Source organism: Bacillus sp. 01N42_2 (assembly GCF_056399565.1).
Window position 1 is genome coordinate 732,350 of the sequence record NZ_JBFTRO010000001.1, and the last position, 22,850, is coordinate 755,199.

23 protein-coding genes and 4 tRNA genes are annotated in these 22,850 nt (G+C 45.1%); 8 read left to right on the forward strand and 19 right to left on the reverse strand.

The window, feature by feature from the left end; translation table 11 throughout:
• Positions 1-282: 282 nt before the first annotated feature.
• The 7 genes from AC1DN5_RS03755 to dnaB all read right to left on the reverse strand — a co-directional run bounded on the left by AC1DN5_RS03755 (position 283) and on the right by dnaB (position 4,337).
• Positions 283-355, reverse strand: a tRNA-Phe gene (locus AC1DN5_RS03755).
• A 36-nt stretch (positions 356-391) separates the two neighbouring features.
• Positions 392-468 (reverse strand) — tRNA-Asp (locus AC1DN5_RS03760).
• Between the two features lie 84 nt (positions 469-552).
• Positions 553-624, reverse strand: a tRNA-Glu gene (locus AC1DN5_RS03765).
• Positions 625-632: 8 nt separating this feature from the next.
• Positions 633-708 (reverse strand) — tRNA-Lys (locus tag AC1DN5_RS03770).
• Positions 709-910: 202 nt separating this feature from the next.
• On the reverse strand, positions 911-2,203 hold the full coding sequence (locus tag AC1DN5_RS03775) for an adenylosuccinate synthase (RefSeq protein WP_016937370.1): 1,293 nt from the start codon (positions 2,201-2,203) through the stop codon (positions 911-913).
• A 238-nt stretch (positions 2,204-2,441) separates the two neighbouring features.
• Entirely contained in the window at positions 2,442-2,855 is a 414-nt protein-coding gene (locus AC1DN5_RS03780) for a VOC family protein (RefSeq protein WP_198698274.1), read from the reverse strand.
• Positions 2,856-2,972: 117 nt separating this feature from the next.
• Positions 2,973-4,337 carry a replicative DNA helicase gene (gene dnaB, locus AC1DN5_RS03785; protein WP_016937368.1) on the reverse strand — a complete coding sequence of 455 codons (1,365 nt, stop codon included), beginning with the start codon at positions 4,335-4,337 and terminating at the stop codon, positions 2,973-2,975.
• Positions 4,338-4,507: 170 nt separating this feature from the next.
• Between dnaB and AC1DN5_RS03790 the strand changes: the two genes are divergently transcribed.
• Positions 4,508-4,705 (forward strand): DUF2188 domain-containing protein, encoded by a 198-nt coding sequence (locus AC1DN5_RS03790; RefSeq protein ID WP_016937367.1) that lies wholly within the window; start codon positions 4,508-4,510, stop codon positions 4,703-4,705.
• Positions 4,706-4,735: 30 nt separating this feature from the next.
• Here the strand turns inward: AC1DN5_RS03790 and AC1DN5_RS03795 are convergent, their stop codons facing one another.
• Complete coding sequence (locus tag AC1DN5_RS03795; RefSeq protein ID WP_045925617.1) at positions 4,736-4,945, reverse strand: hypothetical protein; 210 nt, start codon at positions 4,943-4,945, stop codon at positions 4,736-4,738.
• A gap of 118 nt (positions 4,946-5,063) precedes the next feature.
• On the opposite strand from AC1DN5_RS03795, the gene AC1DN5_RS03800 reads away from it, so the two are divergent.
• Positions 5,064-5,207 (forward strand): YycC family protein, encoded by a 144-nt coding sequence (locus AC1DN5_RS03800; RefSeq protein WP_016937365.1) that lies wholly within the window; start codon positions 5,064-5,066, stop codon positions 5,205-5,207.
• Positions 5,208-5,333: 126 nt separating this feature from the next.
• Here AC1DN5_RS03800 and AC1DN5_RS03805 read toward each other — a convergent pair whose 3' ends face one another.
• From AC1DN5_RS03805 to AC1DN5_RS03850, 10 genes are all read right to left on the reverse strand, one after another.
• Positions 5,334-6,635: a glycosyltransferase family 4 protein gene (locus AC1DN5_RS03805; protein WP_366969933.1), complete on the reverse strand. Its 1,302-nt coding sequence runs from the start codon at positions 6,633-6,635 to the stop codon at positions 5,334-5,336.
• Positions 6,636-6,657: 22 nt separating this feature from the next.
• A complete protein-coding gene (locus AC1DN5_RS03810; protein ID WP_366969934.1) occupies positions 6,658-7,713 on the reverse strand; it encodes a phosphotransferase in 1,056 nt (351 codons plus the stop codon).
• Positions 7,706-8,893, reverse strand: coding sequence for a carboxylate--amine ligase (locus AC1DN5_RS03815; RefSeq protein WP_366969935.1), 1,188 nt, complete (start codon positions 8,891-8,893; stop codon positions 7,706-7,708). The genes AC1DN5_RS03810 and AC1DN5_RS03815 overlap by 8 nt, the downstream gene beginning before the upstream one ends.
• Positions 8,890-10,218 (reverse strand): glycosyltransferase family 4 protein, encoded by a 1,329-nt coding sequence (locus tag AC1DN5_RS03820; RefSeq protein ID WP_141228466.1) that lies wholly within the window; start codon positions 10,216-10,218, stop codon positions 8,890-8,892. Before AC1DN5_RS03820 ends, AC1DN5_RS03815 begins: the two co-directional genes overlap by 4 nt.
• On the reverse strand, positions 10,215-10,871 hold the full coding sequence (locus AC1DN5_RS03825) for a PIG-L deacetylase family protein (protein ID WP_016937360.1): 657 nt from the start codon (positions 10,869-10,871) through the stop codon (positions 10,215-10,217). The genes AC1DN5_RS03820 and AC1DN5_RS03825 overlap by 4 nt, the downstream gene beginning before the upstream one ends.
• 87 nt (positions 10,872-10,958) lie before the next feature.
• A complete protein-coding gene (locus tag AC1DN5_RS03830; RefSeq protein ID WP_095241069.1) occupies positions 10,959-11,522 on the reverse strand; it encodes a kinase in 564 nt (187 codons plus the stop codon).
• Between the two features lie 135 nt (positions 11,523-11,657).
• Complete coding sequence (rplI, locus tag AC1DN5_RS03835) at positions 11,658-12,107, reverse strand: 50S ribosomal protein L9 (RefSeq protein ID WP_095241068.1); 450 nt, start codon at positions 12,105-12,107, stop codon at positions 11,658-11,660.
• Positions 12,104-14,083, reverse strand: a complete 1,980-nt coding sequence (locus AC1DN5_RS03840; RefSeq protein WP_016937358.1) for a DHH family phosphoesterase — start codon at positions 14,081-14,083, stop codon at positions 12,104-12,106. The genes rplI and AC1DN5_RS03840 overlap by 4 nt, the downstream gene beginning before the upstream one ends.
• A 30-nt stretch (positions 14,084-14,113) precedes the next feature.
• Entirely contained in the window at positions 14,114-15,049 is a 936-nt protein-coding gene (locus AC1DN5_RS03845; protein WP_029575278.1) for a YybS family protein, read from the reverse strand.
• A 244-nt stretch (positions 15,050-15,293) separates the two neighbouring features.
• Entirely contained in the window at positions 15,294-15,446 is a 153-nt protein-coding gene (locus AC1DN5_RS03850; RefSeq protein WP_016937356.1) for a hypothetical protein, read from the reverse strand.
• 133 nt (positions 15,447-15,579) lie between these two features.
• Here AC1DN5_RS03850 and AC1DN5_RS03855 point away from each other — a divergent pair, with 133 nt between their 5' ends.
• Entirely contained in the window at positions 15,580-16,065 is a 486-nt protein-coding gene (locus tag AC1DN5_RS03855) for a spore coat protein (protein ID WP_016937355.1), read from the forward strand.
• Between the two features lie 36 nt (positions 16,066-16,101).
• On the opposite strand, the gene AC1DN5_RS03860 is transcribed toward AC1DN5_RS03855, so the two are convergent.
• Complete coding sequence (locus AC1DN5_RS03860; RefSeq protein WP_016937354.1) at positions 16,102-16,473, reverse strand: winged helix-turn-helix transcriptional regulator; 372 nt, start codon at positions 16,471-16,473, stop codon at positions 16,102-16,104.
• 206 nt (positions 16,474-16,679) lie between these two features.
• Between AC1DN5_RS03860 and AC1DN5_RS03865 the strand changes: the two genes are divergently transcribed.
• The 5 genes from AC1DN5_RS03865 to AC1DN5_RS03885 all read left to right on the forward strand — a co-directional run bounded on the left by AC1DN5_RS03865 (position 16,680) and on the right by AC1DN5_RS03885 (position 22,810).
• Entirely contained in the window at positions 16,680-17,609 is a 930-nt protein-coding gene (locus tag AC1DN5_RS03865) for a manganese-dependent inorganic pyrophosphatase (protein WP_004393053.1), read from the forward strand.
• Between the two features lie 109 nt (positions 17,610-17,718).
• Entirely contained in the window at positions 17,719-18,684 is a 966-nt protein-coding gene (locus tag AC1DN5_RS03870; RefSeq protein ID WP_366969936.1) for a DMT family transporter, read from the forward strand.
• 347 nt (positions 18,685-19,031) lie between these two features.
• On the forward strand, positions 19,032-20,453 hold the full coding sequence (locus AC1DN5_RS03875; RefSeq protein ID WP_045925625.1) for a glycoside hydrolase family 68 protein: 1,422 nt from the start codon (positions 19,032-19,034) through the stop codon (positions 20,451-20,453).
• Between the two features lie 60 nt (positions 20,454-20,513).
• The gene (locus AC1DN5_RS03880; RefSeq protein ID WP_436627808.1) at positions 20,514-22,070 is read left to right on the forward strand and encodes a glycoside hydrolase family 32 protein; all 1,557 of its coding nucleotides are present in this window, start codon (positions 20,514-20,516) and stop codon (positions 22,068-22,070) included.
• A 77-nt stretch (positions 22,071-22,147) separates the two neighbouring features.
• Complete coding sequence (locus tag AC1DN5_RS03885) at positions 22,148-22,810, forward strand: GntR family transcriptional regulator (protein ID WP_366969937.1); 663 nt, start codon at positions 22,148-22,150, stop codon at positions 22,808-22,810.
• The last annotated feature ends 40 nt before the right edge of the window (positions 22,811-22,850 follow it).

Genomic DNA, 22,850 nt, shown 5'->3' on the forward strand with positions numbered 1-22,850 from the left:
GATGATCACAATTCGGATCGTGAAAAACGTTCCCCGTCTATTATAACGGTTTCAGGTCAAAAGATAAAAAAATTAAAGAGAACAGCGCAAAAACGTATTGAACTGCCATCCTTTTGTCATGTTTTTTATTTTCTTTTAAAAAATAATATTTTTTTGAAACCTCACGAAAAAAAACGCCGTCTACTTTTTGACGTCTTCTTCTGGGCCGGCTGAAAAGCCGGCTCTCCCTTTTTTTATCACAAAGAAAAAACGCACCTACTATTGCAGATGCGTTTGGGTAAGTGGCTCGGGACGGAATCGAACCGCCGACACACGGATTTTCAGTCCGTTGCTCTACCAACTGAGCTACCGAGCCAGATGTTTCTTTTCTATACTATAAAGTAAAGTAAAATGGCGGTCCGGACGGGACTCGAACCCGCGACCTCCTGCGTGACAGGCAGGCATTCTAACCAACTGAACTACCGGACCTTACAGTAATTTGTCCGGGGAACCGTATCGTGGCGGCCCTCCCAGGACAAATAAGGAGTTAGCAATAACGCTAAAGTAAATCAATGACCCGTACGGGATTCGAACCCGTGTTACCGCCGTGAAAGGGCGGTGTCTTAACCGCTTGACCAACGGGCCATAAAAAGTGGTGAGCCATGAAGGACTCGAACCTTCGACCCTCTGATTAAAAGTCAGATGCTCTACCAACTGAGCTAATGGCTCTTAATGTGTCGGATTATGTATCATAGAGCATTCAGACAAAAGCTTTCTTGCAGTACTCTATTGAAGCTGTTCCGTAACAACGAGATTTATAATATCATAGAATATTCGAAAGTGGCAACTACTTTTTTGAAAAAAATCTATTATTTTTTTCCTACATGAAAAAACAAGCCTCCGGTCACGGAGGCTTGTCTGCTGCAAATCCTTAGTTAGCACGGTATACACTGCGGATGACGTTCGTTTGTGAACGGTCAGGACCGACAGAGAAAATAGAAAGCGGAATACCTGTCAGCTGAGACACGCGTTCCAGATAATGGCGCGCATTTTCAGGAAGGTCGCTTAACGTTTTTGCGCCTGTAATATCTTCCGTCCAGCCAGGCATTTCTTCATATACCGGTTCACACTCAGCGAGGGCTTTCAGGCTTGCCGGGAATTCTTCAATCACTTCACCTTTATAGCGGTAAGCGACACAGATCTTCAGCGTTTCAATGCCAGTCAGCACATCAATTGAGTTCAGAGAAAGATCTGTGATTCCGCTGACGCGGCGGGCGTGGCGGACAACAACGCTGTCAAACCAGCCGACACGGCGAGGGCGTCCTGTCGTTGTGCCGTATTCGCGTCCGACTTCACGGATTTGATCCCCGATTTCGTCTTTCAGCTCAGTCGGGAAAGGACCGTCACCGACACGGGTTGTGTACGCTTTCGATACGCCGACGACGTGCTGAATTTTTGTCGGGCCTACGCCTGAACCGATCGTCACCCCTCCGGCGACCGGGTTGGATGAAGTAACAAACGGGTATGTCCCTTGGTCGATATCAAGCATAACCCCTTGAGCGCCTTCAAATAAGACGCGGCGGCCTTCATCCAGCGCGTCATTTAAGACGACGGATGTATCGCATACATACTTTTTAATCTGCTGGCCGTATTCATAATACTCATCCAGAATATCTTCAATTTTGAAGCCGTCCGTTTCATACATTTTTTCAAGAAGACGGTTTTTCTCTTCAAGGTTCCGCTCAAGCTTTTCTGCAAACACGTCGCGATCTAACAGGTCTGCGATCCGAATGCCGATCCGCGCCGCTTTGTCCATATAAGCAGGTCCGATGCCTTTTTTCGTTGTGCCGATCTTATTGGCCCCTTTGCGTTCTTCCTCTACTTCATCCAGTTTCAGATGATACGGAAGAATCACGTGGGCTCTGTTGCTGATTCTCAAGTTATCCGTGCTCACATTGCGTTCATGAAGATACGCAAGCTCCGTTACGAGCGCTTTCGGATCAACAACCATTCCGTTCCCGATGACACACGCTTTTTCTTTATAAAAAATTCCTGATGGGATTAAATGAAGCTTGTACGTGACGCCATCAAACTTGATGGTATGTCCTGCATTGTTTCCGCCTTGATAACGTGCGATCACTTCTGCATTTTCTGATAGGAAATCTGTAATTTTACCTTTTCCTTCATCGCCCCACTGCGTACCTACTACGACTACTGAAGACATATATCCGTGCACCTCCGTTAACCTTTCAAAACGATATCTCATTCAAACAAATTAAGTGTATCAGTGCCGAAACAGAAAGTCAATCGTAAATCCGAACATTAAAATCTTATCATTCTATATTTGTTCGCCTTAACTCCGTTTAAAAGCGTTTTCTCTTTCAATTGTTATCTATTACTCCCGAAACTTTCATACTTTAACATAACAAAGAACCCGTATCCCGGGTTCTCCAGACAGTCATTTATATGCCGCTTGTATTCATTAGAACGATCCGCCAGCCGTCGGGATCTTCGATGGTCACGCCTTTTTCTTCCCAGTACGGATTTTCGGGTTCTTTCTCTTCATATCCCATCTGCTTTAACCTCGTGCTGATGCGAATGACCTCCTGAGAATCCGGGATGTAAAAGACAAGCAGGCTGTCGCCGTGCGGAACGGGCGCCGGCTGAGACGCGCCCGTTTCTTCGGTAAATTCTAAATGATATTGCGTATGTGGCAGGCCGAACATGACGCCGCTGTAGCCTCTATGTCCGGAAAAGCTGCCGACCCTCTTCAGTCCGAGGCCCTCTTCATAAAACCTGATGATTTCTTTGAGCTGTCCGGTCGGCCGGGCAATCCGGATTTGCGCCGCTTGGAATTGCGGAAATTCAATTGTCATCATCATTCCTCCCTTGATGCCATTATATAAAAGCGCTTTCTTTTTATCGACTGCAGAACGGACGGCATTCTCTCATTCTTTCGGATGAAAAAAAGCCTCAAGACATCGCTTGAGGCTTTACGCACCTGCCGGAACACCGCCGTCATCAAAGCGTCTTTCCAGGTTTACGAACTTATTGTATTCCTTCACAAAAGCCAGTGAGACGGTGCCCACCGGGCCGTTACGCTGTTTGGCAATAATGATTTCGATGATGTTTTTGTTTTCGGATTCTTTATCATAGTAATCATCACGATACAGGAAGGCGACGATGTCGGCATCCTGCTCAATACTTCCTGACTCACGGATATCTGACATCATCGGACGTTTATCCTGCCGCTGCTCAACACCCCGGGAGAGCTGAGACAGGGCGATGACCGGAACTTCAAGCTCCCGTGCCAGCGATTTTAGCGCCCGTGAAATTTCCGATACCTCTTGCTGGCGGTTGTCGCTTGAACGGCCGCTTCCCTGAATGAGCTGCAAGTAGTCAATTAAAATCATGCCCAATCCGTTTTCCTGCTTCAGCCGGCGGCATTTTGAACGGATTTCGCTGACGCGGATGCCTGGGGTGTCATCTATAAAGATACCGCTGTTTGACAGGCTTCCCATCGCCATCGTCAGCTTGCCCCAATCTTCTTCCGTCAGATTTCCCGTTCTGAGATTTTGGGCGTTAATATTCCCTTCGGCACAGAGCATACGCATGACAAGCTGCTCGGCTCCCATCTCAAGACTGAAAATCGCGACGCTCTCATCCGTTTTGGTGGCCACGTTTTGCGCAATATTTAAGGCGAACGCCGTTTTCCCCACGGACGGACGGGCTGCGACAATGATCAGATCATTTCGCTGGAAACCCGCCGTCATCCGGTCAAGCTCAATAAAGCCGGTCGGAATCCCGGTAATATCGCCTTTCCGGTTGTGAAGCTGCTCAATATTGTCATATGTTTGCACAAGCACATCTTTAATATTTTGGAAGGCACCCGAATTTTTTCGCTGCGCAACCTCCATAATCGTTTTTTCCGCATCGCTTAATAGATCTTCAACTTCATCCTCGCGCGTATACCCGTCTTGGGCGATCGAGGTCGCCGTTCTGATTAAACGGCGGAGAATTGATTTTTCCTCAACGATTTTCGCGTAATATTCTATATTAGCCGCTGTCGGAACGGAATTCGCGATATCCGTCAGGTAAGAAACGCCTCCTACCTCTTCTAACAAATCGGTATTCGCAAGCTCTGACGTTACCGTGATCAAATCAACCGGTTCGCCGCGGTCTCCGAGCACGAGCATGGCATTGTAAATTTTTTGATGTGACATTCTGTAGAAATCATCCGGAATCAACACTTCAGAAGCCAGTGTCAACGCAGACGGCTGTAAAAAAACAGCACCTAACACGGCCTGCTCAGCTTCTATGTTTTGCGGCGGCAGCCGATCATTCAGAAGGTCTGTCATGCTAAGCACCGTCCTCTCCTTAAAAAATATCCAAACTCCATTTTACCATTTCTCATGAAAAAGAATAGAAAAATATCACTTTCCCTGTATTTGTCAGGAGAGGGTTATGTGTTTTGCCGTTCCGAATGCCGGGAAACAAATAAACAAACCAAACCCAGGAGGGAAGAAGGATGAAGACATATGCAGTAACACCAAGTATTGATGCAGACGGATGGTTTGTGAAGGCAGAAAATGTGGCGCCGACGGCTCTTTGTACATCAAAGGACGCGGCGATCGAAAAAGCGGAGCAGATGGCGAAAGAGAACAGCCCGGCTAAGCTTGTCATTTATGATCAGCATAAAAACATTGAAGAGGAACGTTCCTTTTAAGAAAAGCCTTCGCCCGCGCGAGGGCTTTTCTTATTCGATGAAGCGGATATGCAGCACCGTCTGCGCCATGAGATCAGCCGTTTTTTGATACAGATCCCATTCTTCACAGGCGGCGAATACTTTCATCATTTCCTGCAATGTCTGTTTAAGTATGATAAATTCGTCAATTGTCCGCAGTTCTGCGGCTTTTTTCTGATAATCAGCCAGCTTCAGCTGTAATAACATCAATGGCGATTGCATAAAAAACCTCCCCCATTCTGTTATAAAGCCAGGCTTATCAAACCTCCATTTCTTTGTCATATCCTCTTACGATAGAATTTTGATTTTAGTACAATAAAGAAACGGAAGGAGTGATCACATGAAACCGCTGCAAATTTCCGCTGAAACGGCGCAAAAGCTTGCAGAATCACTGAATATGCCGCTTGAACGAATCATGCACATGCCTCAGCACATTCTGCTTGCCAAATTAGCTGAAGTCCAAAAAGAGAACGATCAAAAATAAAGGCTGTTCCCTCATATATATGTGCGGGAGGCGGAAGCAATGGCTTTCCGCCTCTTTTTCTTATAGGTAAATAAGGAATGGCGGCCGGACGAGGCGAGATCAAGACCCAGTCTCTTTGCTTTGCTCTTAATCACTCATTTTAAAAAATGACTGATAAATACTGTCTATTTGTGAAACCATGTTCTCCTGACGCAGATGCTGGCCGGCATAGGTCTTTGCTGCTTTTCCAAACTGTTCTCTGAGAGCTTGATCCGTAATCAGTCTTAAGAGGGCATCGGCAAGCTCCCGTATGCTGCCGGGCTGACAGATAAGGCCTGTTTTCTCATGCCGGATCATCTCAGGGATCCCCCCGCAGTCAGTTGCGACAATGGCCTGCCCTGCGAACATCGCCTCGATGATCGCTATGGGAAAATTATCATTCAATGTAGGCAGAACAAAAATAGACGATTCAGCCAAAAGCGCCGGCACATCACGCCGTTTTCCGAAGAAAAACACATTTGAAAGACCCAGTTTCCGTCTCTTCTCTTCAAGAAAACCCCGCATTTTCCCGTCTCCGATTATCCATATTTCGACTCCGGATAAGTGCTGCCGGATTTGTGCGAGAGCGTCCAGCAGCACGTCATGTCCTTTTCGCTCTGTCAGACGGGAAACACATGCAATCACGAGCTTCTCAGCACGTTTTGGCTCGGGTGCATCCCGGATGTCAATGCCGGTATAAACAGTCGTCAGCTGTGTTTCTTTTGCACCGTACTCCAGAAGAGGCGCATGAAAGGAGTCGCTGATGGTAATGATTTTATCCGAAGCCCGAATGCCCTGTCTTTCTATCTCAGAGAAGTATGCCTCTTCAATTGAGCCCTTTTGGATTTTATGAAACTTCATCCGGCTTTTCGTAAAATGTCCATGCGGCGTGAAGAAAAGAGGACGCCGATACGTTCGATTAAGATGTCCCAGCAAAAATACCGCAAACAAATCCTGTGCATGAAACAGATCGTATTGCTCTAAATCCTTTTCCATCAAAAATCGTTGAAAGACACGTAAATAGCTGAGATTTTTGACGAGTTTTTCGTTTGCGGCGCCGTATCTGCCAAGAAGAAACACTCTGACTTCATCAGCCGCACGCGGAATATCTTCCTGAAAAAACGATGGAGGCATTTGAAGGGGCGAGATGACATCCGCCTGATGACCGGCGCGCTCAAAACCTGTCTTAACTGACGTGATATAGCTCGCCAATCCTCCGACATTCGGGTACTTGAGAAAAGTTGCGTACAAAATACGCAACAGCCTTTTTCGTTTGGGGGAGCTTTTTCTTTCCGCACAAAATGAATGCAGCTCTTGTTCATCTTGATGGCCGATGCCATAAAATTGATCCATGACGCGCAATAAGGCAGGAGGCACCAGACTGCACGGCCTCCCGATCTCTTCTCTCAAACCCGCTCCCCCTCTCTCAAACCTATAAACCTAATTCCCGTCCCCATTGTGACACTTTGTCTGCATGATAGGGCAGCAGCTCTCCTCCCCGATTGTCGAATATTCTCCGCAATTGGGTATGAAGCCCTTTCTCAAGTGTTCTCTGCACATAAGCCATTTTATAAAGCGTCATAGGGGGCGTCTCAAAATGAATGCCCCGCTTTTTCATTTCTTTCGCATACACTTTTACACAAAACGTCCGAATCTCTTCTGCGTGGCGGCTCCAATCTTTTCTGAAGCCGATCAGAATCTCAACCAAAACCGTCATATCGAACCATACCGGCGCGTATTTTGCTGATTCCCAATCGATGAATTGAATGTCCCACGGTTCATGGCCGGACGCGTCATGGGTGCAGATATTCTGCATATGAAGGTCGCCATGTGTAATGGCCGAGCCGTTTTGTATCAATTCAGGGAAAAAATCCGGTCCTTTTTGCTCCAGCAAGTGAGAGATCTGCCGATAATGAGGCTTGACGATATCTTTTGTACGTTCATCTTTAAGGGCCCTATCCAATAATTCCGCTGTCTTTTTGATCTGCTTTTTACGCCCCTTCCTCATCGTTTCCGATTCATATACTGGGAGCCATGAGCGCCATTTTCCGTCAGAAATTTTCTTGTTTTCAAAGGTGCGGCTGTGCAGTTCTGCGACAGACGGAATAATATATTTGAAATGCTGAGGATGAAATGTAAGCTGTCCCCTGATCTGGCTGACAAACTCCATAAATATCCATGTTTCATGATTGCTTTCTTCGATAAGATAGATTTCCGGCAGCAAATCCCCTAAGACAGAACGGGCTTTACTGTATATATTAATCTCGACCGCGTTTTTTTCACGGGAAGATTTATACACCTTCAAAATCAGCGGTACAGTCCCGGATTTCTTTTTCACAAGGAGTTTATAAATGGCGCTTCTGTCCGTTGATTTCAGACATGTGATGCCGTCCGGATTCACAGCCGCCTTTTCGCCAAGTGAATACGATAGTTTTTCGTCAATTCTCAGTTTCTGAAACGCAGCATACAAACGATCCTTTTCATACATGCCGATCTTCCTTCCGCTTCCGTTTCCAGCTGTTTTTGAGATGGGACCAAGTGTTTCTGATAAACGGCATCGGGTCATTCCAAGCAAAAAGGGCATATTCTTTTTTTCCTTTAAATCCTCTCCAAAAATGCCGGAATGTCATTTCTCCTCTTTTTCGTTTCTTCAAAAACGTTAAGAAGTAACGCACCTCATAAATCCAACTGATTCCTTCTTTTTGTTCGAGCTGGGGCTTTACATTTTGTCCGGTCAAATACAGATAGTACATGTAAACGAAATGAACGCCTGCAGATTCCGTCAGGCTATGGCTGAGCCAAAAGCGCGGATTTATTTCTATAAACTTGTAAACATTGTCCCGCGGATCCTTTTTAAATTCCGCCATGCCTACTCCTTTGAGCTGAATCGCTTCAAAAAACGGCAGGGTCTTCTCAATTAATTCAGGAACCCGTTTGCTCACGACATGAGCCCCAGCGCCAAAATCAGCAGGAAATTGATGGTTTTTTCGCAGTGAAAACAAGCCCATTAACTTCATTTGGTCATCATAAAAAGTCGCCACTTTATAAAAACATTGATTGTCTCCGGGAATGATCTCCTGCACGAGCAGTTCTCCATTTTCTCTGTAGGAGCTGAACTCCCTGCGCAATTGTGCGGCATCCTTCATCACTATTGCTTTTTTGTTTACTTTTTTTCTGTATTCATGGCCGGCCACCGGTTTTAAAATACACGGGAAGTCAATATTGGCGATGGCCTCTTCCAGTTCATCCTGATTGTTCGGAAAAAAGGTTTTCGGGCAGGGAATGTTGTGCTTCATCGCTAATTCATATGCTTTGCTTTTATCTAAAACCGTCTCTAACAGAGAGCGGCTCGGGAGCAAAAATAAAAAAAAACCGGCTAATGTGTCGCGGAATTTGGATATGAATCCCGCATAATCATCAGATCCTGCGTACAGAACCGGTTTTGCTTGAAATCGCTTCCCGAAATCAGTCAGAAATGTCAGCAGTTCTTTCTCTTGTGTTAAAGGGCTGGGACAGACCCCGCAATCTGCCAATCTTGATTTTCCGATACGATAAGGTTCCTCCGTGTCAAACGCGTAAACATCTATTCCTCTTCGGGCCAGGCTTCGAATCATCCCGATCCCGTTTGCACTGAAATCAAGTACAACGGCCGCATGTTCGTGTTTCATAATCTCCCTCCGAGCTTGATGGTATTTTGATAAATGGATTCAATATTTCTGATCATTGTCTCGCTGCTTAAGTGCTTCTCTGCGTAGGCCTTTGCATTTAAAGCAGCTTTTTTCCGCGCAGATTTGTTAGAGATAAAAAACGTTAAAGCCCGGGCTAGCGCCTCTGCATTTCCCGGCTCGACAATCAGCCCTGTTTTGTTATGACGGATGAGATCCGGGATGCCCCCGCAATCGGTCGCGATGATAGCCGAGCCGCTGAACATCGCTTCAATAATCGAAATGGGCAGACTATCATTAATGGTCGGCAGTACGAATATGTCCGTTATATTCAAAATAGCGGGAACATCGTCTCTTTTTCCTAAAAAGGAGACCATTGATAGTTTCAGTTTTCGAGCCTGTTCCTCCAGGGCTCTCCTTGTCTCTCCGTCTCCTGCGATCAGCACTTCTACATCATCAAGTACGTGAGACGGAATTCGCGAGAGTGCCTCCAGCAAATACTTATGTCCCTTTCTCGGGCCTAATCTTGCAATACACGAGATGATAATCTTATTTTTCGGTAACGGGATTTTCTTTTTCCAGCCTGTTTTTGTATCGTAATCAATTCCCGTGACCACCGTTGTCATGTCTTTCTGTTCGGCCCCGAGCTTCATGAGCGGCCTGCGGAACGTATCGCTGATAATAATCAGGCGGTCTGCGTATTCAATGGCTTTCATCTCTAATGTTTTATAATAAATCTCTTCTACCGAGCCTTTTTTAAATATGTGAAATTTAAGTCTGTTGAAAGTAAACATGCCATGCGGTGTAAAAAATAAAGGTTTCTTATAGATTTGATTGAACCTGCCTAACATATTGGCTGTAAATAAATCTTGAGCGTGGAACACATCATATCTTTCCAAAGGAATCTTTTGAAGCATTTGCTCGTATACAAACATCAGCCGATTATTTCTCAAAATATGATCGTTATAATCCCCGTATCTGTCTTTAAAGAAATCTTTTAATTTCGGAACAACAGCATCCCGCAATTCTTTTACTTTGTCGGAAGGAAACAGATTAGGGGATATGATATCCACCTTATGGCCTCTCTTTTTCAGGCCTTCACTAAGCGTTTTAATATAGTTTGATAAACCGCCCGTGTGCGGGTAGTCCCAAAACGTGGCAATCAAAATGGATAACTTCTTCTTTTTCCTGTATACCGGCGGAATTTGATCTGCATGTTTCATCTGTGTCTTTATGGCTTTCTTTTTTTGCGGGCGCGTTTTGACCCCGTAGTAGCGGTCAAGCGTCTGGACCATATACGGATAGGGGACGGAAAATGTCTTGTTCATTTCCAGATCCTCCGCACCACTTCAAATGCTTCGGCGTATTCCACACCCGCTGTCATCCCTCTGACTCTTCCTAAATGTTTAACGCCTTCATATGAACGGGGATGAGGGTAATCCCTCATTTCTACGTCGTAGTGGTGAAGCGCCGCGAGTTTGGCATCCATCGTGTCTGTGATATTGACGAAGTAATTGGGCTTGAAGAGTTTATCAGCCGTATTCCTCTCCCACTCGCTTGAAGACAGCGTTTCAAACGTAAGCAGTTCAATCGGCTTTTGATCCGGAAGAGGTCTGGCGGCTGTTAAAACTGCTTGGAATGTTTTCTGATGGTCCATATTGATATCGCCGTAATGATGAGTAAAGATTTTATCAGGCTGATAGACGCGAATGAGCTGTTCTAATTCTTTGACAAGCTTATGAAGAGGGATACATTCCAATTCTAAATTCGTATGCTCCAAAAAGATGACTTTCTCAATTCCAAGCTCTTGATTCGCACGTTCGCCTAATTGTTTAATATGATGAGCTTCTTCTTTTCTTCCTAATGCCGTAATAACGGAAATTACTTTATATCCTTCATTGATCAGCCGTTTTATGGTGCCCGCTGATCCCAATAGTTCATCATCAGGATGAGCGCCGATAACCATAATGTATTCTTCCATTTTTTCCACACTCCACCAAACAATTGTTACAAGTATCATATGACGACCCTAAAAAAAGGAAACTTACATGTGCGGATTTTCAGAAACTTACATGTGCAGCTGCCATTCCAGGTAACGTGACGGATTTAATTTTTTTATGGTGTCCAAAAACTCATCCGCCAGGCCGTATTGGTTCAATCCTTTTAATAGTTTTACAGGAAAGCGGGCAATTGCGGAAAAGGCTCTTTTATGATCAATAACTTTAAGATTACCGTATTCGTTGATTAGAATGTGCCTGATTTCAGCGTCCCATCTGGTAAAACCGATTTTCTTTAATTCATCCAGCATATTTAAAATATCAGCCGCCAGTTTTTCGGAAATGGATTTTTCTGTTTTAATATGGCGGGCAAGGGAGGTGCCTTGAACATATTCCATCACAATATAACGATCTCCGTATTCATACAGTTTTGGAATCACTGGGGAACCTTGTCCGATTTGCAAAGCTGCCAATTCCTTCTCGCATGTTTCTATTTCAAAGAAATACTTTAAGCATTTGTTGTGTGTTAAGCGATAGACTTCCCCGTCTTTTCCGTTCCCGATCAGCGGATAGTGTTCCAGCGTCTTTTTATTTTCCGGATCATTAAAATATGTTTCAGAAAAAAATCGTATCATACCGACACATCCTTCGTTATGTTGTAATATCATATGCAATCTGATAAGCATCGGACATGAAACATTCTCATCATTTTCTTACGCTGCTGACATAAAAAAACCCGCCGAATCGGCGGGTTTTTTTATTATTATATATTACGCTTCTTCTTTTACGTGAACCTTCAGCACAGCCTGAACTTCAGGATGCAGCTTTACAGGAACGTTTGTATATCCCAATGTGCGGATACCGTCTTGGAGTTCCAGTTTCCGCTTATCCACTTTAATCTTGTGCGACTTTTGCAGCGCTTCTGCAATCTGCTTGCTTGTGACAGATCCGAACAGGCGGCCGCCTTCACCGGATTTGGCACTCAGCTCAACAGTCAGCTGTTCAAGCGTTTCTTTTAAATCTTTCGCTCTTTCAAGCTCTGCAATCGCTTCTTTTTTCTCTTTTTCTTTCTGTCCTTTCAATGCGCTGATGTTTGTCGCATTTGCTTCGACAGCGAGGCCTTTTTTAATGAGAAAGTTATGTGCATAACCGTCTGCTACGTTTTTCATTTCGCCTTTTTTCCCTTTACCTTTTACATCTTGTAAGAAAATAACCTTCATCTCTGAACGCCTCCCTCAAAATATTCATCAATGGCTTCCTTCAGCCGGACAAGCGCTTCTGAAACAGAAATGCCTGATAACTGGGTTGCCGCATTGGTTAAATGCCCTCCGCCGTCCAGCGCCTCCATAATAATCTGCACATTGACCTCGCCAAGCGATCTCGCACTGATGCACACCGTATGCTCATCCCGTCTGGCTACGGCAAATGAAGCTTCCACTTCACTCATCGACAAGAGGGAATCAGCAGCCTGCGCAATCAGCACTTGGTCAAAGTACTCCTCTTCATTTTCAGGAAGAGAAGCAATCGCGATATTTTCTTTATAAAGTGTTGTATGCTGGATCAGCTTCGCCCGCTTGATATAAGAACCGACTGATTCTTTGAGGACTTTCTGCACCAGAACCGTGTCTGCGCCTTTCGCTCTCAAATAAGAAGCGGCATCGAACGTCCGCGAGCCCGTGCGAAGGGAAAAGCTCTTCGTATCCACTATTATACCAGCTAACAGGGCCGTCGCTTCAATCATATTGATTTTAAGCCGCTTCGGCTGGTACTCAAGCAGCTCCGTCACGAGTTCTGCGGTGGATGAAGCGTATGGCTCCATATAAACGAGCAGCGGGTCTTTAATAAATTCCTCGCCTCTTCGGTGGTGGTCAATCACAACGATGTGCTCGATTTTGTTCACGAGACGCTCTTCCATCACAAAGGACGGTTTATGTGTATCCACGACGACAAGCAGCGTGTCATCATTTGAAATTTCCATCGCCTCTTCCGGCGTGATAAACCGCGACCACAGCTCTTCGTATTTTTTAATTTCTTCAATCAGGCGCTGAACACTTGATCCGATCTGATTCGGATCAATGACGATGTAGCCTTCCTTGCCGTTGGCCTGCGCCACCTTTAATATTCCGATTGCGGCTCCGACTGCGTCCATATCAGGAAATTTATGACCCATAATAATGACATTGCTGCTTTCTGAGACAATTTCCTTGAGCGCGTGGGAAATTACCCGGGCGCGCACCCTTGTGCGCTTCTCCATCGGATTCGTTTTGCCGCCGTAAAATTTCACCTTGCCGTTCGGCATTTTGATCGCCACTTGGTCGCCTCCGCGGCCGAGAGCCAAATCGAGGCTGGACTGCGCCAGATCTCCAAGCTCCTTCAAGGAAGAAACCGATGCGCCGATCCCGATGCTGAGGGTCAAAGATACCGTATGAACAGATGTTTTTTCACGGATTTCATCCAAAATCGAAAATTTCGCGTTTTCAAGCTCCGTTAATATGTGTTCATTTAACACCGCGATAAACCGTTCCGAGGACGTCCGCTTCAGGAAAATGCCGTACTCTTGCGCCCACGCATTTAATAATGAGGTGACCTGGCTGTTCATCGTGCTTCTCGTCTGGTCATCCAGCCCCTGTGTGACATCATCGTAGTTATCTAAAAAGACATATGCCAGCACGGTTCTCTCATTTTCGTACTGCTTTTCAATCTGAATCTGTTCCGTCACATCAAAGAAATAAAGCAGGCGCTCATCTCTTTTAATCACCACTTTAAACTTCCGCTCATTCAAGGTGATCGTTTCCGAATCGACCTCCTGCTTGATCAGCGGCACGACGGCCTCACATGTGTCATACAGCGAGCGCCCGACGAGCGTGCTTTCATTAAAGCAGGAAGACAAAAACGGATTCGCCCACTCAATGTAATATTGATCATTAAACAGCATAATCCCGATAGGCATTTCCATTAATGCCTCTTCGCCTACTTTTTTCAATCTATAGGATAGCGTGGAGATATAATTGTCAATTTCTCTTCTGATCAAAGAATCCGCACGCTTAATGAAAAACAAGATCACGGCGAGCAGCACAACGCCGACGGCTCCTATCAGCCAGTTAAAGTAAATGCTGATGAGGATTACGATGATTGACAATGCAATCAATGCATAGATGGGATACCGAAACAACGGCTTTTCATAAAAACTAGGCATTTCTATCAACTCCCCACCTGTAAGTCACACTCAATTTCGCGTCACCTTATTTCTTATGTTAAAGCCTATGTCAATGATGCCTAAGAGGAGATACACGGACATGATGAGCGGAAAAAGCACACCCAGCACAATCGCTAATACAGGAACCGCTTTTGGCATCTCCATCTCATGGCAATAGAAAAAAATAAACGCTAACCCTTGAATACAAATCAGCAAGTTGAGAATATATCCCCCATTCAATGAAACCGAATACATCATATGCCCTTTTTCTAAATGCAGAAACCCTAATATCGTCACAACAAAGTACAAAATAACAACGACTTGCGGGAGTCTGAGCTCTCTAAAAGGCTTCATCTTCGGAAGATCAGGGAAAAACCTCCTTAAAAACGGCCTTGCCATAGCATAACTGAGGAAAGCAGAAACAATGCTGGTCAGTATAAGCGCAGTCGGAAAAAGATATTGAAGCGTGCTCAGCTGTCTTTCCATCAGCTTGGTCTGCTTCCCGAACTGATCTCCGTAACCCAGCTGTTTTGACATGGTTTCTGCTAAAGACAGCGACTCTCGAAGCTGGGACATAGTGTTATCAACCACGTTCATATTAAGAAACACGATGCTGAACACAAAAATAACGACACCGCACAGCATACACGCCATAGCGCCGGCCGCAACCGCATAACCGGGCTGTTTCTTTTTAAAGTAATATCCCATAGCGATCCCCGTACAGGCCGCCGTAAACGCGCCTGTAAGCCCGGCAAACGAACTCACAATAAAACTGACAGGGAGGCTGGCAAGACCCATCCATATCCCCGGCTTCAAACCGTGCCGAATAGTATAAAGAATGATCGGCAACGGCAAAGCAAAGAGAAGAATCGCCCCCAGTAAAGGGAGGTACACGACCAAAAGGGAAATGATTGCAAAAATACTGATCAAAATGGCGCCTTCTATTAGAGCCCTTGTATTCTTCACTTACTCACCTCAAACCTTGTATCATTCAGAACATACGAATAGAAAAGAGCAGCTTAGACGACTGCTCTTTTGACGCCGCAATGTCTCTTCCAAGACCTGAATTTTCCATAAACTCTCCAAAATACACGTATTTATTCTAACATAAGTCAAAATCGTAAGTAAAATGAGCACAGACGGCTCCAATGTTCCATGTGAAACATGAAAACAGACAAACGGACATCCTAGTGAAAGAATGCCCGTTGTATCAATGATCCTGATCGTCCATGAAACCAGAAGTATCTCTGTTTTTCTTTTTGGTTTTCCGTACAAATAACAAGACGATAACGATAAGTAAGAGAGTGGTTGCCTGTAAAACACCGCTGCTGAAAAGGAAGAAGTTCTTTATCATGTCCCACATATAGTTTCACCTCTGCTTCGTATTTCCTTTACATTGAGTTTCCCTTTCTGGAAACTTCAAAACATCAGGAACAACATCGGGACCGGGGCATATGCTGATAGTGAAAATGAAGGATAAAGGAGATTCTCACACCATGACTGAGCGGAGAACATTAGCATGGCATGAAACGTTAGAACTGCACGAGTTAGTGGCTTTCCAGGCAAACGGGCTTGTGAAATTAAAAAGAACGGAACGTGAAGTAAGCGATGCCAGATTAAAACAGCTTTATAGATTTTCCATCCATTCGCTGGAACAAAATCTGCGTGAACTGCTTCCCTTCTTCCCTGAAGCCCCCGGCTTTCGTGAAGATGAGACAGAAGAGCGGGCTGATTCCTCCTTTTACAGCGGCGGCCTGCTGAGCATGGCCAAAACATCTGTCCGCAATTACGCCGGAGCCATTACAGAAACGGCCACACCTCAATTAAGAATCGTCTTCGTCAAGCACTTAAACGCGGCCATCAAGTGGCACCAAATGGTCTTTGAGTATATGGAAGAACGCGGTCAATATCCGGCTTATAACTTGAGCGAATTGCTGAAAAACGACGTCCGCAACGCCAGAAAAGCCATTGCCATGAAATAAAAAAAAGCAGCAAGGACTCTCATCCTTTGCTGCTTCTTATTTTTGAGCGGACTGATCTTGAGCCGACGTTTTTTCCCGGTATGTTTCGAGAAATTCCCGGTTGGCGTCTCCCCATTTCTTCATTTGCAGCACGATCGGTTCAAGCGACCTGCCGAATTCGGTGAGTGAATACTCAACCTTTGGAGGCACCTGCTGATACACCTCACGATGCACGATGCCGTCCGCCTCAAGCTCCCGAAGCTGAAGCGTCAGCATACGCTGCGTAATGCTGGGACAGATGCGCCGAAACTCATTAAACCGCTTTTTTCCGCCGATCATATGATAAAACAAAATACCCTTCCACTTTCCCCCGATAACGGAAAGTGTCAGCTCAACCGGGCAACCTTCTTTATTCGGATATATGTTCATAATTCATCCTCCATAGTACCTTTTTTGATACTACATGCTGATTAGCATCTGACTTACCCAGTATTTTACTCGCAATCTGCTCCCACTCTCAACAAAAATGCTTCTTTTTCACATCAATTTTTAAGGTTTTGAAGATTACACCCTCCGCAAGACGTGTTAAACTATAAAAAGATTGTTTACACTACAAAAAAGGACAAGGAGTTATTATGGAAAAAATTCTTATTTTCGGACATCAAAACCCAGACACAGATACCATTTGCTCTGCCATTGCCTACGCTGATCTTAAAAACAAACTCGGTTTCAATGCTGAGCCTGTCCGCCTAGGACAAGTCAACGGCGAAACTCAATACGCGCTTGATTATTTCAAGCAGGAAAGCCCGCGTCTCGTGGAAACAGCCGCAAACGAAGTAAACGGCGTCATCCTTGTTGACCACAATGAACGCCAGCAAAGCATCAAGGATATCGAAGACGTTCAGGTTCTTGAAGTCATTGACCATCATCGTATCGCCAACTTCGAAACGGCGGAGCCTCTTTACTATCGTGCAGAGCCGGTCGGCTGTACGGCTACGATCTTAAACAAAATGTACAAAGAAAATAACGTGAAAATCGAGAAAGAAATTGCCGGTCTTATGCTGTCAGCGATTATTTCCGACTCACTTTTATTTAAATCTCCGACTTGCACAGAGCAAGATATCGCGGCGGCAAAAGAGCTTGCTGAAATTGCCGGCGTAGATGCGGAAGAGTACGGCTTAAACATGCTTAAAGCAGGTGCCGACTTAAGCAAAAAAACGGTGGAAGAGCTGATTTCCCTTGATGCGAAAGAGTTCACGCTCGGCAGCAAAAAAGTCGAAATCGCCCAAGTCAACACAGTTGATATTGAAGATGTCAAAAAGCGTCAGCCGGAATTAGAAGCGGCCCTTTCAAAAGTCATTGCTGAGAAAAACCTTGATCTGTTCCTTCTCGTGATTACGGACATTTTGGAAAACGATTCTCTTGCGCTTGCCATCGGCGATCAGGCGTCAAAAGTGGAAAAAGCATTCAACGTCACTTTAGAAAACAACACGGCTCTTTTAAAAGGTGTTGTATCCAGAAAGAAACAAGTCGTTCCTGTTTTAACAGACGCGATTGCAGAATAACCAAAACACCCCGGGAACCCGCCGGGGTGTTTTTTTTACGGCTTTTTTTGTAAGCGCTCACCAAAAAATCGCTTTGACGCGTTTTGATATGTGATATATAATATATCACATGAAAGGCGTTTTTTCTATTCATTGTAAATCAATACAGCGAGAGGGGGGTTCTGCGCTGGAAAAACATGCTGCTCTTTCCTATTCACGAACAACAGGAATTTGGCTTGTGCTTACAGGAGCTATCTTATGGGGTGTCTCAGGAACAGTTGCCCAGTATCTGTTTCAGGACCGCCATTTTAATACAGAATGGCTGACCTCTGTACGGCTGCTGCTTTCAGGGGCGCTTCTGCTCGGAATCGCGTACCGCAAAGAAAAAGGACGCATATGGGCTGTTTGGAAAGACAGACGGGACAGGGTTCCCCTTCTTTTATTCGGGATTTTCGGAATGTTAGGCGTTCAATACACCTATTTCGCGGCAATTGAGTACGGCAATGCGGCCACCGCTACCGTTCTCCAATATTTAGGGCCAGCCATTATTACATGCTTTTTAGCGATCCGCGCAAAGAGAATGCCTTCAGCGAAAGAACTGCTCGCCGTCTTATTAGCGGCTGCAGGCACATTTATTTTGGTCACGCACGGGAATGCCGGCAGCCTGTCCATATCCGGCCTGGCCGTCTTTTGGGGTATCAGCTCAGCCTTTGCGCTGGCGTTTTACACTCTTCAGCCGCATCGGCTTTTGAAGAAATGGGGATCGGCCATTATCGTCGGATGGGGCATGCTGATCGGCGGGGCCGCTCTCAGCTTAGTCCGGCCGCCTTGGAAGTTTGAAGGCCAATGGTCATTATCCGCTTATGCCGCGATTGTATTTATCATCATTTTCGGAACGCTCATCGCTTTTTATTGCTACTTGGAAAGCCTGAAATATCTGAGTGCCTCTGAAACCAGCCTGCTCGCCTGTGCGGAGCCGCTGTCGGCAGCTTTTTTAGCAGTGATCTGGCTGCATGTTCCCTTCGGAATATCAGAATGGCTGGGTACTTTATTGATTTTAGCCACCATTGCTTTATTATCTATCAAGAAAAAATAACCTCTCTTTTTTTAGAGAGGTTTTTTCCTAGGCCTGGAGCACCCCTTAGTCTCAATTACCCATATATTAAAGGGCCTTTTTTCATTTTACTATCTTCCAAAAGAGGAAATTAGACCAGTTGTCAATAGATTCAGAGTCGAATAGAATGATGTCGACAAGTAAATCACGCAGGATTGTTACTGATAAAGCAGGCAAGACCTAAAATGTGTTAAGGGCAAAGTGTATTCTTTGGCGTCACCCCTTGCATATTTTAGGTCTTTTTTTCTGTAACAAACCTGCCATCCATGAATGCGGGAGGATCGAATCGGCAGATCGCAACAAAAGTACATACAAAAGGAGACATGGACATGAACATCAAAAAATTTGCAAAACGAGCCACAGTTCTAACTTTTACAACTGCACTTCTGGCAGGGGGAGCGACTCAAGCCTTCGCGAAAGAAAATACTCAAAAACCATACAAAGAAACGTACGGCGTCTCTCATATCACACGCCATGATATGCTGCAGATCCCTAAACAGCAGCAAAGTGAAAAATACCAAGTGCCTCAATTCGATCAATCAACGATTAAAAATATTGAATCTGCAAAAGGACTCGATGTGTGGGACAGCTGGCCGCTCCAAAACGCTGACGGAACAGTAGCTGAATACAACGGCTATCACGTCGTGTTTGCACTTGCAGGAAGCCCGAAAGACGCTGATGACACATCAATCTACATGTTTTATCAAAAGGTCGGCGACAACTCGATTGACAGCTGGAAAAACGCGGGCCGTGTCTTTAAAGACAGCGATAAGTTCAACGCCAACGATGAAATCCTGAAAGATCAGACACAAGAATGGTCCGGTTCTGCCACCCTTACTTCTGACGGAAAAATCCGTTTATTCTACACTGACTTTTCCGGTAAACATTACGGTAAACAAAGTCTTACAACGGCGCAGGTAAATGTGTCAAAATCCGACAGCACGCTCAATATCAACGGAGTGGAAGATCACAAAACGATTTTTGACGGCGACGGAAAAACATATCAGAACGTTCAGCAGTTTATCGATGAAGGCAACTATACATCCGGCGACAACCATACGCTGAGAGACCCTCACTACGTTGAAGACAAAGGCCATAAATACCTTGTATTCGAAGCCAATACAGGAACAGAAAACGGATACCAAGGCGAAGAATCTTTATTTAACAAAGCGTACTACGGCGGCAGCACGAACTTCTTCCGTAAAGAAAGCCAGAAGCTTCAGCAGAGTGCTAAAAAACGCGATGCTGAATTAGCGAACGGCGCCCTCGGTATGATAGAGTTAAATAATGATTACACATTGAAAAAAGTCATGAAGCCGCTGATCACTTCAAACACGGTAACTGATGAAATCGAACGCGCGAACGTTTTCAAAATGAACGGCAAATGGTACTTGTTCACTGATTCACGCGGTTCAAAAATGACGATCGACGGTATTAATTCAAACGATATTTACATGCTTGGTTATGTATCAAACTCTTTAACAGGTCCTTACAAGCCGCTGAACAAAACAGGTCTTGTACTGCAAATGGGTCTTGATCCTAACGATGTGACGTTCACATACTCTCACTTCGCAGTGCCTCAAGCCAAAGGCAACAATGTCGTGATCACAAGCTACATGACAAACAGAGGCTTCTTTGAGGATAAAAAGGCAACTTTTGCGCCAAGCTTCTTAATGAACATCAAAGGCAAGAAAACATCCGTTGTCAAAAACAGCATCCTTGAACAAGGACAGCTTACGGTTAACAACTAATCATAATAAAAAGAAAATGCCATATTTCATTGGCATTTTCTTTTATTTCTAAACAAGATGGTGAATTCAATCATGGCACGAAAATGGCCCATTGCAATATTGCTCATTCTGGGTGCGTTCCTGTTTGTCGGCTTACTGCCGGACAAAAGCAACAATTCCTCAAAAACAAACACGAAGAATAAACCGGATTACCGGGCGGCATATCATTTCACAACCCCGGACAAATGGAAAAACGACCCTCAAAAGCCCATTTTTTTCGATGGGAAATATCATTACTATTATCTTTATAATCGGGATTATCCGAACGGCAACGGCACAGAATGGCGGCACGCTGTATCAGAGGACTTGGTGCACTGGACGGACGAAGGCACGGCTATTCCGAAATACACCAACCCAAACGGCGATATATGGACCGGTTCTGTCGTCATTGATAAACACAACACGGCAGGCTTCGGCAAAAACGCACTGGTCGCCATTACAACACAGCCGACGGCCAAAACCGAAGCACAAGAACAATATTTATGGTACAGCACGGATAAAGGAAAAACATTTACATCCTATAGTGATCAGCCCGTGATGAAAAACCCGGGCACTAAAGATTTCCGGGACCCGAAGGTGATTTGGGATGAACAGGATAATAAATGGGTGATGGCCATGGCCGAGGGCGAAAAAATCGGCTTTTATGAATCATCCGATTTAAAGAATTGGCATTACACGGGCGGTTTTATTACCCAGCAGATCGGCCTCATCGAATGCCCTGACCTTTATATGATGCGTGCAGATGACGGCACGGCCAAGTGGATTCTCGGCGCAAGCGCAAACGGCAAACCTCAGGGCAAACCGAATACGTACGCTTATTGGACCGGAAACTTTGACGGAAAAGAATTTACTGCCGATCAAGCGGAACCGCAATGGCTCGATTACGGGTTTGACTGGTACGGCGGCGTCACATTTGAGGACGGCAATAGCAAAGATCCGCTGACAAAACGCTATGCACTGGCATGGATGAACAATTGGGATTATCCCAATGAAACTCCGACACTAAAGAACGGCTTTAACGGCACGGATTCTATCGTTCGTGAAATCCGCCTTCAGCAGCAGGATGGCGGCACCTACAGCCTGATGTCAGAGCCGGTTGAAGCATTGAACCAATTAACCTCTTCAACGGACGGCACTGAAGACAAACAGGTGAACGGTTCTGAAACGTTGCCGATCAAGGGTGATACGTATCAGCTTGACATGGATATCTCTTGGTCTGATATCAAAAATGCAGGCGTCAGACTCAGAGAATCAGCAGACCAAAAGCGGCATATTGATGTCGGTATTTCAGCAGAAGACGGCTGTGCCTATGTGAACAGATCATTTACAGATCAGCCTGATAAAACCGGGACATATACTGAAAGCAAAGCGCCATTTGACGGAAATAAAGGGCGCGTTCATCTGAAAATTCTCGTGGATAAAACGAGTATTGAAGTATTTGCAGATGACGGAAAAACCGTTCTCACAAATGAAGTGTTTCCAAAACCCGAAGATCAGGGAATCACGCTCTATTCTGAAGGCGGTTCCGCTGACTTTCAGCATATTGAGATAAAGCATCTCGGTTCCATTCATCCTTAGATCACTCTTCATTTCTAACCGGCGTTCAGACTGTGTTAAAATGCTTGTATGTATACTACGATTCATGAGGTGTTCCATTGGATAATCAAAACAAAGAACCTGTGCTGAAAAGAACCATCATGCGGGACGAAGTGTATCACACGCTCAGAAACTGGATCATAACGGGCAGGCTCAAACCTGAAACAAAGTTAAAGGACAAGGAACTGTCGGAAACATTGGGAATCAGCCGCACTCCGATACGGGAAGCCTTATTGCGCTTAGAAGATGACGGCTTGGTCATGACAAAGGCAAACAGATGGACGCTTGTCGCTCCGATTGAGTTAAAAGAAGCGGAAAACTTGTATTCCATTGTCTGGACGCTTGAAAAACTCGCGCTGCAGCAAGCCCTCCCGCATATGGACGCTGCAGTGATTCAGGAATTGAAACAGCTTAATGAAGAGCTGCTTCAAACGGTGAAGGCCGGCGATAAAATGGCCATTCTGGAAGCGGATAATGCATTTCACCATCGCATCATTCTGCTTACAGACAATGCCGAACTCTGCAAATTGCTTGTGGGGCTTAAGGTAAAAATCCAGAGAATGGAGATCCGCTATTTCAGCGAAGATGATGCATTGACCAGATCTTACAATGAACACGCTGCTATCATTCACGCATTAGAACAGCAGGACGACGCCGTTGCCCTTGCAGCGCTTAAAGCGAATTGGAAAAACAGTTTAGAACGTCTGCAGAACATGTCTTAGCAAACGAAAAAGCCAAATCATATGATTTGGCTTTTTACGG

What these genes read in the sequence shown, in the direction of transcription:
- AC1DN5_RS03870 (WP_366969936.1), top strand. Translation starts at nt 17,719, where the DNA reads ATGAAAGGCGTTTTTTCTATTCATTGTAAATCAATACAGCGAGAGGGG.
- AC1DN5_RS03860 (WP_016937354.1), bottom strand. Translation starts at nt 16,473, where the DNA reads ATGAACATATATCCGAATAAAGAAGGTTGCCCGGTTGAGCTGACACTT.
- AC1DN5_RS03800 (WP_016937365.1), top strand. Translation starts at nt 5,064, where the DNA reads ATGAAACCGCTGCAAATTTCCGCTGAAACGGCGCAAAAGCTTGCAGAA.
- AC1DN5_RS03855 (WP_016937355.1), top strand. Translation starts at nt 15,580, where the DNA reads ATGACTGAGCGGAGAACATTAGCATGGCATGAAACGTTAGAACTGCAC.
- AC1DN5_RS03850 (WP_016937356.1), bottom strand. Translation starts at nt 15,446, where the DNA reads ATGTGGGACATGATAAAGAACTTCTTCCTTTTCAGCAGCGGTGTTTTA.
- AC1DN5_RS03790 (WP_016937367.1), top strand. Translation starts at nt 4,508, where the DNA reads ATGAAGACATATGCAGTAACACCAAGTATTGATGCAGACGGATGGTTT.
- AC1DN5_RS03875 (WP_045925625.1), top strand. Translation starts at nt 19,032, where the DNA reads ATGAACATCAAAAAATTTGCAAAACGAGCCACAGTTCTAACTTTTACA.
- AC1DN5_RS03775 (WP_016937370.1), bottom strand. Translation starts at nt 2,203, where the DNA reads ATGTCTTCAGTAGTCGTAGTAGGTACGCAGTGGGGCGATGAAGGAAAA.
- AC1DN5_RS03815 (WP_366969935.1), bottom strand. Translation starts at nt 8,893, where the DNA reads ATGAAACACGAACATGCGGCCGTTGTACTTGATTTCAGTGCAAACGGG.
- AC1DN5_RS03780 (WP_198698274.1), bottom strand. Translation starts at nt 2,855, where the DNA reads ATGACAATTGAATTTCCGCAATTCCAAGCGGCGCAAATCCGGATTGCC.
- AC1DN5_RS03830 (WP_095241069.1), bottom strand. Translation starts at nt 11,522, where the DNA reads ATGATACGATTTTTTTCTGAAACATATTTTAATGATCCGGAAAATAAA.
- AC1DN5_RS03820 (WP_141228466.1), bottom strand. Translation starts at nt 10,218, where the DNA reads ATGAACAAGACATTTTCCGTCCCCTATCCGTATATGGTCCAGACGCTT.
- dnaB (WP_016937368.1), bottom strand. Translation starts at nt 4,337, where the DNA reads ATGACAGACCTTCTGAATGATCGGCTGCCGCCGCAAAACATAGAAGCT.
- AC1DN5_RS03825 (WP_016937360.1), bottom strand. Translation starts at nt 10,871, where the DNA reads ATGGAAGAATACATTATGGTTATCGGCGCTCATCCTGATGATGAACTA.
- AC1DN5_RS03810 (WP_366969934.1), bottom strand. Translation starts at nt 7,713, where the DNA reads ATGTATGAAAAGGATCGTTTGTATGCTGCGTTTCAGAAACTGAGAATT.
- AC1DN5_RS03840 (WP_016937358.1), bottom strand. Translation starts at nt 14,083, where the DNA reads ATGCCTAGTTTTTATGAAAAGCCGTTGTTTCGGTATCCCATCTATGCA.
- AC1DN5_RS03795 (WP_045925617.1), bottom strand. Translation starts at nt 4,945, where the DNA reads ATGCAATCGCCATTGATGTTATTACAGCTGAAGCTGGCTGATTATCAG.
- rplI (WP_095241068.1), bottom strand. Translation starts at nt 12,107, where the DNA reads ATGAAGGTTATTTTCTTACAAGATGTAAAAGGTAAAGGGAAAAAAGGC.
- AC1DN5_RS03865 (WP_004393053.1), top strand. Translation starts at nt 16,680, where the DNA reads ATGGAAAAAATTCTTATTTTCGGACATCAAAACCCAGACACAGATACC.